The 13908-nt window shown below is 53.7% G+C and carries 10 protein-coding genes; all 10 read left to right on the top strand.

Annotated features, from left to right (window positions below; genetic code table 11):
• Positions 1 to 112: 112 nt before the first annotated feature.
• The 10 genes from M9920_00910 to M9920_00865 all read left to right on the top strand — a co-directional run bounded on the left by M9920_00910 (position 113) and on the right by M9920_00865 (position 13876).
• Positions 113 to 949: a sugar transferase gene (locus M9920_00910; protein ID MCO5050850.1), complete on the top strand. Its 837-nt coding sequence runs from the start codon at positions 113 to 115 to the stop codon at positions 947 to 949.
• A 51-nt stretch (positions 950 to 1000) separates the two neighbouring features.
• Positions 1001 to 2134, top strand: coding sequence for a Gfo/Idh/MocA family oxidoreductase (locus tag M9920_00905; protein MCO5050849.1), 1134 nt, complete (start codon positions 1001 to 1003; stop codon positions 2132 to 2134).
• A complete protein-coding gene (locus tag M9920_00900; GenBank protein ID MCO5050848.1) occupies positions 2131 to 2625 on the top strand; it encodes an N-acetyltransferase in 495 nt (164 codons plus the stop codon). Before M9920_00905 ends, M9920_00900 begins: the two co-directional genes overlap by 4 nt.
• Before the next feature lie 167 nt (positions 2626 to 2792).
• Complete coding sequence (locus M9920_00895) at positions 2793 to 5018, top strand: Wzz/FepE/Etk N-terminal domain-containing protein (protein MCO5050847.1); 2226 nt, start codon at positions 2793 to 2795, stop codon at positions 5016 to 5018.
• 215 nt (positions 5019 to 5233) lie between these two features.
• Entirely contained in the window at positions 5234 to 7444 is a 2211-nt protein-coding gene (locus tag M9920_00890) for a glycosyltransferase (GenBank protein MCO5050846.1), read from the top strand.
• 86 nt (positions 7445 to 7530) lie between these two features.
• Positions 7531 to 8397: a glycosyltransferase family 2 protein gene (locus M9920_00885; protein MCO5050845.1), complete on the top strand. Its 867-nt coding sequence runs from the start codon at positions 7531 to 7533 to the stop codon at positions 8395 to 8397.
• A gap of 98 nt (positions 8398 to 8495) precedes the next feature.
• Positions 8496 to 9830: a hypothetical protein gene (locus tag M9920_00880; protein MCO5050844.1), complete on the top strand. Its 1335-nt coding sequence runs from the start codon at positions 8496 to 8498 to the stop codon at positions 9828 to 9830.
• Positions 9802 to 10734: a glycosyltransferase family 2 protein gene (locus tag M9920_00875; GenBank protein MCO5050843.1), complete on the top strand. Its 933-nt coding sequence runs from the start codon at positions 9802 to 9804 to the stop codon at positions 10732 to 10734. The genes M9920_00880 and M9920_00875 overlap by 29 nt, the downstream gene beginning before the upstream one ends.
• Before the next feature lie 239 nt (positions 10735 to 10973).
• Entirely contained in the window at positions 10974 to 12212 is a 1239-nt protein-coding gene (locus tag M9920_00870) for a hypothetical protein (GenBank protein MCO5050842.1), read from the top strand.
• A gap of 38 nt (positions 12213 to 12250) precedes the next feature.
• Positions 12251 to 13876 carry a choice-of-anchor D domain-containing protein gene (locus M9920_00865; protein MCO5050841.1) on the top strand — a complete coding sequence of 542 codons (1626 nt, stop codon included), beginning with the start codon at positions 12251 to 12253 and terminating at the stop codon, positions 13874 to 13876.
• Positions 13877 to 13908 lie beyond the last annotated feature (32 nt).

Genomic DNA, 13908 nt, shown 5'->3' with positions numbered 1-13908 from the left:
CATCCGGGCGAAGAAACGCTCCGTAGTTAGCCGGATAGCCGTTCCGTAATGAATGTCCAAGTCTTTGATTCAATGCCACTTGCAACGATTTTATTTGAATGGAAAATGATTGGTGTTGTTCGGTTGCCCACCAGGGAGGCAAGCGACAAGCAACATTCAGAAGATTATGGAGAATGTCGAAAATCGGAAAGTCGTTGGTTTGAAACAAAAGCAAACAGTGGAAAATGGATCTGTCAACAATAGCGCCGCACCGATGTGGAAGCGCTTGCTTGACGCCGTGGTTATTCTGCTGACTCTCCCGGCTACCCTTCTGGTCGGCGCACTGATCGCAATTGGGATCAAGCTGGGATCTCGCGGTCCGGTTTTGTTTCGCCAGGAACGAATCGGTTACAAAGGACAACGGTTCGTTTGCTTTAAGTTTCGCACCATGCGCGTCGGGGCGGAGACCGCTTCGCATCAGGGGTACACAACGAGTCTGATCAAATCAGATGCGCCCATGACCAAGCTGGATGCCGGCAAAGATTCCCGCATTATTCCCTTGGGTCGGATAATACGCGCCACCGGATTGGATGAGTTGCCACAACTTATCAATGTGTTGCGGGGGGAGATGAGCCTTGTCGGACCGCGCCCCTGTGTGCGCTACGAGTATGAAATGTACGAACCGTGGCAAAAGCGCCGCTTTGACGCCGTTCCCGGACTGACCGGACTGTGGCAGGTAAGTGGAAAAAACCGTACCACTTTTAACCAGATGATCCATTTCGACATTGAATATTCGGAGCGGATGAGTCTCTGGTTGGACTTGAAAATCATGGTCAAAACTTTGCCCGCACTCATTCAGCAGTGCCGGGATCAACGAGTTGCGCGCCGCGGCGAATCCCAAGCAGCACGAATTACCACGGCTGTGCCGATCCATTCCGCAGTGGCGGTTTCTCGTTTTGGTGCGAAATAAGCTGTCCCAACCAAGGATTGCAAAATCCGTGCATTGCCATTTATTAAAGCTATGAAACAAGCCATCAAGGTGGGGGTCGTGGGGTGTGGTTATTGGGGACCGAACTTAATCCGAAATTTGCGTCAAGCGGCTGGCTGCGAGCTGAAGGTCATTTGTGATGCCAGCGAGTCGCGTTTGAAACACATGCGCAAACTGCATCAAGACGTTGCCACCACCACGCAGTTCAGCGATTTGCTGCAAGATGGAGAATTGGATGCAATCGTCGTTGCGACCCCGGTGCGTTTCCACTTTGAAATGGCAAAAGCCGCCTTGCTTGCCGGGAAGCACGTATTCGTCGAAAAACCATTGGCCCGCACTGTGATCGAGGCGGAAGAGTTGGTATCGTTGGCCGAACAGAATGGGTTGATTTTGATGGTTGGCCACACCTTCCTCTTTTCGCCCGCTGTTCGCCGAATGAAAGAAATCATTGATGCGGGGGATATTGGAGAAATTCAGTATATCTCGGCGCGCCGGCTGAATTTGGGATTGTTTCAAAAAGATATCAATGTGGCCTGGGATCTGGCCCCGCATGATATTTCCATCATCCTGTATTTGCTGGATGAGCAACCCCAGTCCGTCTCGTGTCAGGGCAGCAGTCATGTGAACCGTCATATCGAAGACGTGACCATGATGTATCTGACCTTCAAAAAGAATCGGTGCGCATTTGTTCAAAATAGTTGGTTGGACCCGAAGAAGATCAGGCAAATGACGGTCGTGGGGTCGCGCCGCATGATCGTTTATGACGACACCGAGCCGTTGGAGAAATTGAAGATTTACGACGCGCGGGTTGAAGTTCCAGCCCATTATGACACATTCGCCGAATTTACCTATTCCTACCATTACGGTGACTCATACGTGCCATACATTAAACAAGATGAACCGCTAAAACTGGAATGTCAGCACTTCCTGGACTGCATCCGTGGCGAGGCAAAGCCGATTACCAGCGGCCAATCCGGGCTGGAAGTGGTGCGCATTCTGGAAGCTTCAAGCACTTCGTTGCAGCAACAGGGGCAGGCGATCTCCATTGCGCAAGTCACCGGAAATCGTCCGCGTAATGGTTTTAGTTCGAAATCAAGCACGGATGGTAAAAGTGGTAAGGCCCGCGTCGGCGCGGCCGCCGGATTGCACAACGCGTTGGGAGCGTGAGTACCTCCGACCCATCGTACCAGCGGATCGCTGCCGACGTAAAACTGGGGCAACGCGTTAAAATTTTTGCGTTCACCAATCTTTACGGTTGTTCGATCGGCGATGACACCAAAATTGGTACCTTCGTTGAAATTCAAAAAGGCGCTTACGTTGGCGCACGTTGTAAAATTTCCAGCCACAGTTTTATCTGCGAAGGCGTGACCATCGAAGATGAGGTCTTCATTGGGCACGGCGTTACGTTCATCAACGACCGCTTTCCCCGGGCTACCAACGCTGGCGGGCAACTGCAGACGGAAGCCGATTGGAAATGCGATGTCACGCGGGTGAAACGTGGCGCTTCGGTTGGTTCGGGCGCCACCATTTTGTGTGGTGTTACGATTGGTGAAGGCGCTATCATCGGCGCGGGTAGTGTGGTGACGAAAGATGTGCCCGCCGGAGCGGTGGTGGCTGGTAATCCAGCCCGCATCCTCCGAACCGAGCGAGTGCATTGAGCGTTGGTACGGCCCGGATGGATTAATCAGAAGTCGGATTTCCCTGCTGGAAACAGCTAATAATCAAGGAGGCGTGGTTTTGTTGGTCGGCGGTTCCGGGCGTTATGGAGACGCGCTCCGAACGGCCCAATTGAGTCACTCAGGCTGGATCACGGTCGAAGTTGCGCATGGAATCAAATTCACAGGATGGCGGCGAAAATGCCGAGATGCCCAAGGGCAGTATCGGGCTTAGTGATATTTTATACACTTTGTTTCGCTACAAGTTCGTGGTGCTGGCTTCCGTACTAATGGGGCTGGTGGTGGCCGTGGCCATCTGGATCGTGCGCCCGCCCAACTACGAATCCACGGCCAATATCTATATTCCGTACGTGGTTTCCTTGACCCCGGTTAATCCCAAGGACCGCGAGACGGATGTGACGCCCACTATTTTTGGCGCCGACACGGTCATCAATACCGAAATCGAAATGCTCAAGAGTTTCGATACTGCGATAACGGTGGCCAAACGTTTTACGCCGGAAAAGGTGCTGGCCCGATACGGTGGGGGGACGAATCTTCTGGAGGCGGCTGGAGTGATTGCCGGCGGTCTGACCGTGGCCCCGCCTCGCGCCATGTACATGAGCGTGACGCTCTCGCACCGTGATCCCGATCTGGTTCAGCCGCTGTTACAGGGTGTGGTGGATGCGTACATGCGCCTGCACCATAATTTGCGAATTGGAGATACCAGCAATTACGTGGAACAGGTGGAGCTTGCGGCGAAAAAGATTTCCGAAATTGATAAACAATTAAAAGAGTTGCGCACCCAGGCCGGAGTACCGGACTTGCGCGAACGACAGGCCGCGATCAGTCGCGAGTACACCGAACTGCAAAGCCAGTTGTCGCACGCCCAGATAGAACTGGCCCGACTCCAGGCCGGGCGGGATACCGCGAAAGAGACGCCGGGGCCAGCGGTCGTTGAAGCGGAGTTGACCCAGGATACGGTGGATTCTTACTCGGAGTTGCTGGCTCAGATTCAAGGAGTTAAACAAGCCCGCCAAAGAGCCATTGTCGTGGATGATTTGACCACGAATCATCCGTCGGTCTTGAAGCTGGACATTAAAATTCAGGAATTGCTTCGGCAGAAACTGTCACTGGAGACGCAACACGCCGCCTTGACCAACTACGTCGCGGACCGACCGCGAGTGACGGACGGGACGTCCAGTAATGCGCCGGTAATCACGGTGGAAATGGAACGACAGGCCATCGAGCGACTCGCCCGGACCGTGCAGGCGGATGAATTGATGTTGACCAACCTTAAGCAGGAAGCCTTCCGCCTGATGGAGCTTGAACCCAAGGTTTCGGAACTGGAACGCATGCGCAAAGCTGCAGAGGAAGATTATGAATTTTATCGCGCCACTCTCGAAAAGGCGAATAAGGAGGAGAGTGGTCAGGGCGGCATGGCCAACATGCAGAAAATGCAATCGCCCACCCCGCCCAAGTTGAACGAGAAAAAGTTGTTTAAATTAGTGGGCGCCGGCTTTGCTGGATGCGTTGGCATGGGCTTTGGAATATCGTTTCTCCTGGGCTTGGTCCTGGATCGGGCGGTCCGCCGTCCGTCGCAAATTGTCCGGCAGTTGCGGATTCCGCTGTTGTTAACCATTCCGGACATCCGCCGCGCTTCCGGCTTGTTGCGTTGGTCTTCGCATAAAAAATTAAAAGTGATGAAACCGCAACCCGAGGAAGCTCAGAGCGGCTCCGCCTTGGCGGGTTGGACTCCGGACCAGAAAATGCAAACTCACATTGAGGGTTTGCGGGAGCGCGTCATTACCCACTTTGAGGCGAGAAAATTTGAAACTTATCCCAAGCTGGTGGGGGTGACCGCCTGCACGAATGGAGCGGGCGTCAGCACTCTCGCCAGCGGGTTGGCCGCTTCCTTGTCTCGCACCGGTAGCGGCACCGCCTTGCTGGTGGATTGGACCTCCGCGGCGGGAACAACTTATTCGTTTTACAAAGGCAAAGCCGGCTACGGCCCTTCGCAATCTTTTGAAGTCGAAACAGATGCCAATGAAGGGGCCAACAACCCCCCGTCTCTTTCGATGACCAAGCATCGGGGCAACCAACGGACGAGCGACCGTCTGGCCGACATGTTGCCGCCGGACTTTGACGATTACGTGCCCAAACTTAAGGCGGAAGCGTACGAATATATTGTTTTCGACATGGCCTGCGTGGCCCCGGCCAGTATTTCGGCGCGCATGGCTGGTCGCATGGACCTTGTGTTATTTGTGCTGGAAGCGGGTAAGACCAAAGACTATGCGGCTCGCTACGCCTGTGGGTTGATGCGGGAATCGCGGGCGAACGTGACGGCGGTTCTGAACAAGTTCCACAATCCCGTACCCGAGTGGTTAACCCAGGACTAAACGTCAAGTCTGGCAGAACGGCACCTTCAGTGCTGACATCGAAGCGCCAGCGGCGATGATTGCTGATGCGACTTCGCTGAATCAAATTCACTTTGTGCGTAAAGTCATCTTATTTTCGGTCTCCGGTTCGCACTCGCAGTGCGAACTGACCGGGACGAAGTTTGTCCACGTGAACTTGCGCGAGATGAAAGGAAATTCAAATTTAAGAAACTAACATGACGACGACATTATCATCGCGTGGGTCGCCCTTGTTGGCGTTATATTACGCCATCAAACCCTTGCTGCCGCGCAGCGTGCGGTATGCGCTGCGGCGGCACGTCGCTCAACGCACCCGCGCGCGCTCCGCTGGCATCTGGCCGGTCAAATCCGGCACGGAAACACCACCCGCCAACTGGCCCGGCTGGCCGCAGGGAAAAAAATTCGCCTTCGTTCTCACGCATGACGTGGAGGGACAGAAGGGTCTCGACCGTTGTCGCGCCTTGGCCAATTTGGAGATGGAATCCGGATTCCGTTCCTCGTTCAACTTTATTCCCGAAGGTGAATATCGCGTAACCCGCGAGTTTCGTCAGGAGTTGGAGCAGCTGGGTTTTGAAGTGGGCGTTCACGATTTACACCATGACGGGTCGTTGTTCCGGAGCTACCAATCATTCCAGGCGCAGTCGCCGCGCATCAATCAATACCTCAAGGAATGGGGGGCCGTTGGTTTTCGCGCCGGATTCATGTTTCATAACCTTGAATGGCAGCAACAGTTGAACATCCGCTACGATCTTTCGACATTTGACGCGGATCCGTTCGAGCCGCAGCCGGACGGCATGAACACTATTTACCCGTTCTGGGTGGAAAAGGTGGACGGTCAGGGTGGTTACATGGAACTGCCCTACACGCTTGTTCAGGATTCAACGCTGTTCCTGTTCTTGCGGGAGAAAAGTATCGCACTCTGGAAACAAAAACTCGACTGGGTCGCGCAGCACGGTGGCATGGTGTTGGTGAATGTTCATCCCGATTACGTGAAGTTCGCCGCCGGTAACGGTTCGGCCTTTGAATTTCCATCGGCCTTTTACGCGGAACTGCTTGAATACGTCCACACTAGATACGCGGGTCAATACTGGCACGCTCTGCCCCGCGAAGTGGCGGACTATTGCGCCAAGTTCAAACCCCGCCAGCCAACGTCAACGCCCGCGTTGTCGCTAACGCGGACACCCAAACGAGTATGCATGATGACGCATTCATTTTATGAAGGCGACACGCGTGTAATCCGTTACGCTGAAGCGCTGGCTCAACGCGGGGACGAAGTGGAAGTTTTCGCCCTGCGCGCCAAACCGGAGATGCCCCGCGAGGAAATGATTAACGGAGTGAAATTGATCCGGGTGCAGGACCGCGCCGCCAAGCGCAGCAATTCCAAGGCCTCGTATCTCTTCCCGTTGCTGCGTTTTCTGCTCGTTACGTCAGGGCAGGTTTCGCGGCGGCATTTGCGCCGCCGCTACGACTTCGTCCACGCGCACAACGTGCCGGATTTCGTGGTGTTCGCCGCGTGGCTGCCGCGACTGACGGGAGCGCGGGTAATTTTGGACGTGCATGACATTTTGCCGGAGTTCTTCGGCAACAAGTTTCGGAAATCCGATGGCAGCCTGCTGGTGCGGGCCTTGAAATGGGCGGAAAAACTTTCCGCCGCTTTTTCCCACCATGTGATTCTCGGCAATCATCTTTGGCTCGACCGTTATATCGCCCGCTCGGCGCCGCGAGAAAAATGCTCGGTGTTCATCAACAACGTGGACCGCAACGTGTTCAAACCCGCGCCCGAAAAAACACCTAACCAAAGCCCCGTCGTCATCTTCCCGGGCGGCCTGCAGTGGCACCAAGGTTTGGACATTGCCATTCGCGCCTTTGCCAAACTCCGGCGTCGGATGCCGACAGTCGAATTCCATATTTACGGTAACGGCAACATGGCGGCGGAACTGCAACAACTGGCGAAAGATTTGGGGTTGCAGGACGCCGTGCGATTCACCGAGGAAATTCCGCTTCTACAGGTGGCCGACTTGATGGCTCACGCGGATTTGGGCGTTGTGCCCAAGCGCGCGGATTCTTTCGGCAACGAAGCCTACAGCACGAAGATCATGGAGTTCATGGCGGTGGGCGTGCCCGTAGTCATTTCGGCGACTAAAATTGATCGCTATTATTTCAATGATTCGGTGGTGCGTTTCTTTGAGTCGGGCAACGCGGATGCAATGGCTGAAGCCATGTATGAAGTTTTGAGCAATGCTGAACTGCGGCGCGGCATGGTGGAACGAGCTTTTGCTTATGCCGAAACACACAGTTGGAATAATCGCAAGCCGGAGTATTTGGCGCTGGTGGATTCGTTGCTTGCCTCCTCCAAACGCGCGAGCCGGAAGCAAAATGGCCAGTCGCTGGTAGCGGCCAATCCGTGAATTGAACCGAAGCAGGTGGTAAAATGAAGGCGGGAATTATCGTGCTCGATTGTCGTTAACATTCGCTGGTATCGCGCCCTTTCAAAATGAAAAATTTCACCTACGTGCTTATCACTCCGGTGCGCAATGAGCAGGCGACGATTGGCATCACGATCGAGTCGGTCATTGCACAAACGGTTCGTCCGATCGAGTGGGTGATTGTGAGCGATGAGTCCACTGACAAGACTGACGAAATTGTCCGGAAGTATGCAGCGGAGTACGACTTTATCCGTTTGCTTCGACTAACCCGCCGCCCCGACAGAAATTTTGCCTCTGTTGTTTTTGCAGTTGAATCCGGTTTGACCGTGATCAAGGCGCGGGACTATCAGTTCATCGGACTGCTAGACGGCGACATCCGATTCCCCAAAAATTACTACGAGGAGATGCTGCAGCGGTTTGCTGACGATCCGGAGCTCGGTCTCGCGGGTGGTTTGGTGGTTGATTTCTACGAGGGACGCTATCATCCCAGCCCGCAGTCGTTAAAGGAAGTGGCGGGTGCGGTGCAATTCTTTCGCCGGGAATGCTTCGAAGCGCTGGGCGGATTAGTGGCCGTGCCAGAAGGTGGCTGGGATACGATTACTTGTGTGCAAGCCCGAATGCATGGTTTCAAAACGCAAACATTCAGTGAAATCGTAGTTGACCACCTGAAGCCGCGTAATATCAGTGAAGGAAACCTAGTCCGTCGGACGTGGCTGATGGGCGTGCGCGAATATGCGCTCGGCAACCATCCGTTGTTTGAAATGGCCAAATGTGCTTACCGCTGTGTTGAGCGGCCTTACTTTCTCGCGTCTTTTCTGCGATTTGCGGGTTATACGTGGTGCTGCTTGAGCCGGAGAAAGCGAAATGTGCCTGCGGAGCTCGTCCGCTTTATCCGTCGCGAGCAGATGCAACGCTTGTTCAAGCGAGGCCACTGAGAGGAGCCTTCCCTCTTAATCCTTTTCTTGAGCTGTTCACTTTGTCAAACAGCTTGAGGGCAAGAAAAAAATTTCAATCAGCGCGGGGGCGTTAGTTCATGAATCTCCTTGGTTTTATTGTAACGCTCGTCTGTGCGTACTACTTGTACATGTTGCCGCGGCGGTGGGCGTCGCTGCCGTTATTAATTGCAACGACTTACATGACGACCGGACAGGCGTTGAACATCGGCGGTTTGAATTTCACCGAGATGCGTATCATGGCGATGGTGGGCTGCTTGCGCGTGATGATAAAGCAAGAGCGTATCGCCGGAGGTTGGCAGACGATGGATCGGCTGATGGCGACGTGGGGTGTGTGGGTGGTGTGTAGTGGTTTGTTTCATAAGGATGTGGGCGGCACACTGATTCTGCGTTCGGCTTACGTGTTTGACAATGCTCTCATTTATTTTCTGTTTCGGATATTCTTGCAAAACTTTGAGGATTTCAGGCGGCTTTGCAAACCGATGATCATCATACTGGTTCCGCTGGCGGTTCTTTTGCTCTGGGAAAAGCTGCGAGGATATAACTGGTTTGCTTATCTGGGCGGCATGCCGTTGGAAATCACCGTTCGCGATGGAAAGGTTCGAGCGCAAGGCCCGTTTGCCCATCCCATACTGGCCGGAACGGTCGGGGCCGCCTGTCTGCCCTTGGTACTCGGTTGCTGGTGGCAAGATAGAAAAGTGGCGATCATAGGCGGGATGGTCACGGCGGCAATGGTTTATGCAAGCGCTTCGAGCGGACCGATTATGACGATGATGATTATCTTATTTGGCATGGCGTTATGGTTGGTGCGGAAACAGATGAAAGTCGTGCGCTGGGGTGCGATAGGAATGGTCGTGTTGTTGAGTCTGGTAATGCAGGCGCCGGTGTACTATTTACTCGCCAAAATTGATCTTACCGGTAGCAGCACCGGCTGGCATCGGGCGGCATTGATCGAGGCAGCCATCCAGCACCTGGGAGAATGGTGGATAGTAGGGACGGATGTTACACGGCATTGGATGCCGACGGGTGTTTATTGGAGTCAGAATCACACCGACATCACCAACCAGTACCTTCAATTTGGCGTGTTGGGCGGTTTGCCGTTGATGTTGCTGTTCATTGGCATTCTGGCCAGTGCTTTTGCCGCCGTTGGTCGCGCGTTGCGACGGGATAAGCAAGCGCCCTTTGAGCGTCGATTTTTAATTTGGACCGCAGGCGCCACGCTGTTCGGCCACGCGACCACTTTTCTTTCGGTGGCTTACTTTGATCAGTCAATCGTTTACATCTATTTTCTGTTGGGAGCGATTGCTTCCTTTCAGGCGGCAAAATTCATCGTTGGTCCGTCCGCCCGCGTGATTGTTAAAGACCCTCCACAGACAGCTCAAGCTCATGAGCCCAATCTCGGTCATCATTGTTAGTTGGAACGCGCAGCATCACCTGCGAAACTGCCTGATCTCCCTGCGCGAGAACGGCGGGGGCTTGGTGCAGGAAATCATTGTGGTGGACAATGCTTCCGCCGATGGATCGCCGGACATGGTGCAGGAATGTTTTCCGGAAGTGACGTTGATCCGCGCGGGACAGAATCTGGGTTTTGCGCGCGCCAACAATCTCGGCATCAAGCACGCCACTGGTTCGTATCTGGCGTTGGTCAATTCCGATGTTGTTGTACACCCAGGCTGTTTTGAGGAATTGACCAATTATCTTGAAAGCCACAGCAGCGCGGGTTTGGTGGGGCCGAGAATCACCGGCGGCGATGGCCTGTTGCAGCGCTCATGTCGGCGGCTGCCTTCGGTCTGGAATCTTACCTGTTCCGTGCTGGCGCTGGATCGCGTGTTTCCGCGCCATCCGCTTTTCTCCGGGTTTGAACTGCGGCATTGGAACTATGACCACCTCGGTGAAGTGGAAGTTTTAAGCGGTTGCTTCTGGTTGGTGCGGCGCAGTGCCGTGGAAAAAGTGGGCGGACTGGATGAGCGGTTTTTCTTTTACGCTGAGGATTTGGATTGGTGCAAAAGTTTTCGTGACGCGGGCTGGAAGAATGTTTATGTGCCGCAGGCCACCGCGACGCATTTTGGCGGCGGCAGTTCGGCCAATGCGCCGCTGCGTTACAGCATCGAGATGCTCCGGGCGAACTTAAAGTATTGGAAGAAGCACTATGGCGGGCTTGGCCAATGCACCTATTATGTGCTGGCTCTCCTGTATCATGGTATTCGCCTGGTGGCACGTTTCGCCTTGAGCTTGGGGCTTTCGGATCGGAATGGAAACCATAAGCTTAGAGAGCATTTTGTTTGCTTGCGATGGTTGCTGACTGGGAAGGGTGCGTAGATTTTTAAGTGGCATGTGGTGTAACACAGGTTTTTGAGGTGTTGGTATGGAACCAGCTTTGGTTTGCGTGGACGCGTGATGAACTCGTTGTAAGTCATTACCACAGCGGTTCAATTGGAAATAAATTGGCGATACTGTTTGAATATATGTCTGGTTACAGGACTGACTTTTCAGCCTATTGGACGAAAGGCGCGAGCGTAACCGTTGCTGTATTAGCAGCTTTGATTTTTAGTTGTTCTTTGGCTCCAGCAAAAACCAACTATGTCAATTCGGTGGTAGGGAATGACGCTAACAGCGGCGATACGCCCGCTACCGCTTGGCGATCATTTACCACCGCGCTCTCACGGCTCGCGCCAGGAGACGTGTTGAATTGTTCAGGAGACTGGACAATTACGTCGTCGTTTACCTGTTCGACACCTAACATCACCGTTTTGGGCAATGGTGCTTCGACGCTGACCATTCGGGGTAACGCAACTTCCGGAACGTTGGTGTTCTCTGGCAGCGGCACTATTTTTCGAGGTTTTGACATTCAGTCTCCTTATACGCCAACTGGGGAAGGGCATGCGTTGGTCGCCATCCGCGGCAACAACTCATTGTTGGCCGATCATAAAATCCACGATTACGCCTCCATCAATACTTACGATGCCGTCATTTTCATGGTGAACGCGAACTCTTGCGTGGTCTCAAACATGTTTTTTTACAACATGAAGGATCGGGACTTGTTCCGGGTTTGGGGCATTAACAATCTTTTCACAAGTTGCACGTTTTCCAACTGTACCAACCCGGGCAACGGTCCCCACGCGGACATTTTTCAAACGTGGTGGACGGGTTCGCAGATCTGGAGCAATGTGATTGAACGCTGCTACTTCGTAAACTCGTCGCAGGCGACGTTTCAGTTGAAAGGCACGCCGGACAACGTCAATTGCAATCCGGACAAGGAAGGGTACTGGACCATTCGCAACAATATTTTCAACAATTGCAAGGCGTGGCCGGTCATCAGCACGGATAATTTTCGCTTCTACAATAACTTGCTCTACAAAACTGGCACCGGACAGTACCCGCTCTTCATCATCGCCGACCCTTGCTTGAATCGCGGACGTTATTACAACAACGTGTTGGTGGATTCCTACTGTGAACTGGGAAAGAGTCCGTCCTACGGTTACAACGCTTTCAACCGTACGGATGCGATGTGGGGCGGCACGGGAGATTTCGTGACGACTGAAGCCGCGTGCAAGTTTGCGGATCCGGCGGCGGGTGATTTCCGTTTGCAGGCAGGAAGTAGTTTGATCGGTAAGGGTATGAACTTGAGCGGTGATGCCAATATGTCGAATGTGGATTTTGATGGCAACATTCGGCCGGCTGCGGGTGCGTGGGACTTGGGGCCGTTTCAATTTGGCGCGAACGGTGGAGGCAATCAGCCACCCACCGTATTGCCAGATCCTCCGACCAACCTGAGAATATTGGTTGATGATCCATGAAAGAGGGAGTGCTGACAATTCCTAGTCTTGATGTAACAATGAAAGCAAACATACTTCAAACCTCCCGGTTCTTAACTTTTTTGTTTCTGCTCGCGACGTTTACGGCATCCGCCGCGAATCATTACGTGCGGGCAGGGGCAGGCGCGGGCAGTAAGACCGGCAACGATTGGGCGAATGCCTACACCAACTTGCCCGCGTCTTTGGTTCGTGGTGACACCTACTATGTTGCCGATGGCAGCTATGGCAGTTACACGTTCGACGATGCGCGGTCGGGTTCGACGTATATCTATATCAAGAAAGCGACCGCAGCCGATCACGGCACCAGCACTGGCTGGGATGATTCTTATGGAGACGGCATGGCCGAATTTTCGGCATGGGATTTTGACAGTCCGCCCGGCGGCAACGGCGGTTATTACGATGTCAGCGGTTACAGCCCAACCATGCCGCGCCAGATCGGGTTCAAGATTACGACAACCTGGCATCAGACTTCAATTGACTACACCTATTGGGATACGGGGCATCATCCTTATTGCGCGTGGCGTTACATTGAATTTGCTGGGCCGGGCGGTAGCGGCGATTACGACAGCGGCTCAAGCCCGTGGCTTTATGCCATTTACGCTCACGGCAACAGCGGCTCTTACGACACCTCGCACATGCTGGTTAGTCATTGCTACATGCACGGCATCACCACCTTTTTTCAGGACAGCACCGGCAATGATTACATGACCGTTGAATACAGCGAATTGTGCGACAGTCGCGAAGTGGGCGAAGATCACGGAAACATCTGGTGGGTGGCGAGTCGTTACGGAACATTTCGCTACAACAAGGTTCACAATTACAACGTGGAGGGCTTGTATTTTGGCGGCAGCACTACGGGCTGGGAGATTTACGGCAACGTGTTTTATGACGGCGTAGGAGTCGCGCGCGGAATTGAATTTCGCGATCCGCAAACGCAATCAAATATGAAGATTTACAACAACACCTTTGTGAATCTGCCGGTTGGTTCGGTGCGGGCGATGAGCGGAGCAATTACAAGCGGCATCGAGATTAAAAATAACGTCTTGGTCTCGGCGAGCATCAATCTGGAGAACGGCGGGACGGGCATTACGCAAGCCAACAACCTCACCACGAACACCAGTTTTTTTGTGAATTATTCGAGCCGCGATTTTCGTCCCGCCAGCAATGTCACGGGCAGCAATTTGGGAACTAACTGGAACACTGACCCGAACGGCGCGACAAGAACAACGTGGACGGTTGGCGCGTATGAATACGGCAGTGAAGGCGGTGGCGGTGACGATGGCGGCGGGGGCCGTGGCTCGGATACGAAAGCTGAAGTTTCCGCGGTGCCCGACAGTCGAGATTTTGGCTCGGTTGCGGTGGGAGCTACGAGTGACCTCTCTTTTACAGTACAGAATACAGGTGGAGATACTTTGACAGGAAAAGCCACAGTGTCAGCGCCATTCAGCGTTATTTCAGGAGGAACATACAATTTGAAGGCCGGACAGAGTCAGATAGTCACCGTTCGCTATAGTCCGACGGCGGCGGGTAGCTATTCGCAACTTGTAACCTTAACGGGAGGCAATGGTACGCTGGTCACGGTAAGCGGGTTTGCGTACACAGTTCTTGGTCCGCCGTCAGACTTGCGCTTGCTTACGGCGCAATGACCTTAACGACGGCCAAAGAGAGAGATTACCGT

The organism is Verrucomicrobiia bacterium (assembly GCA_023953615.1).
In the GTDB taxonomy this organism is placed as follows: domain Bacteria; phylum Verrucomicrobiota; class Verrucomicrobiia; order Limisphaerales; family JADLHS01; genus JADLHS01.
This window is presented reverse-complemented; position numbering and strand designations above follow the sequence as displayed.

Bases quoted from the DNA above. Each gene is read 5' to 3' on its own strand.
- M9920_00875 (MCO5050843.1), top strand. From the start codon at position 9,802: ATGAGCCCAATCTCGGTCATCATTGTTAGTTGGAACGCGCAGCATCAC.
- M9920_00865 (MCO5050841.1), top strand. From the start codon at position 12,251: ATGAAAGCAAACATACTTCAAACCTCCCGGTTCTTAACTTTTTTGTTT.
- M9920_00890 (MCO5050846.1), top strand. From the start codon at position 5,234: ATGACGACGACATTATCATCGCGTGGGTCGCCCTTGTTGGCGTTATAT.
- M9920_00905 (MCO5050849.1), top strand. From the start codon at position 1,001: ATGAAACAAGCCATCAAGGTGGGGGTCGTGGGGTGTGGTTATTGGGGA.
- M9920_00885 (MCO5050845.1), top strand. From the start codon at position 7,531: ATGAAAAATTTCACCTACGTGCTTATCACTCCGGTGCGCAATGAGCAG.
- M9920_00895 (MCO5050847.1), top strand. From the start codon at position 2,793: ATGGAATCAAATTCACAGGATGGCGGCGAAAATGCCGAGATGCCCAAG.
- M9920_00880 (MCO5050844.1), top strand. From the start codon at position 8,496: ATGAATCTCCTTGGTTTTATTGTAACGCTCGTCTGTGCGTACTACTTG.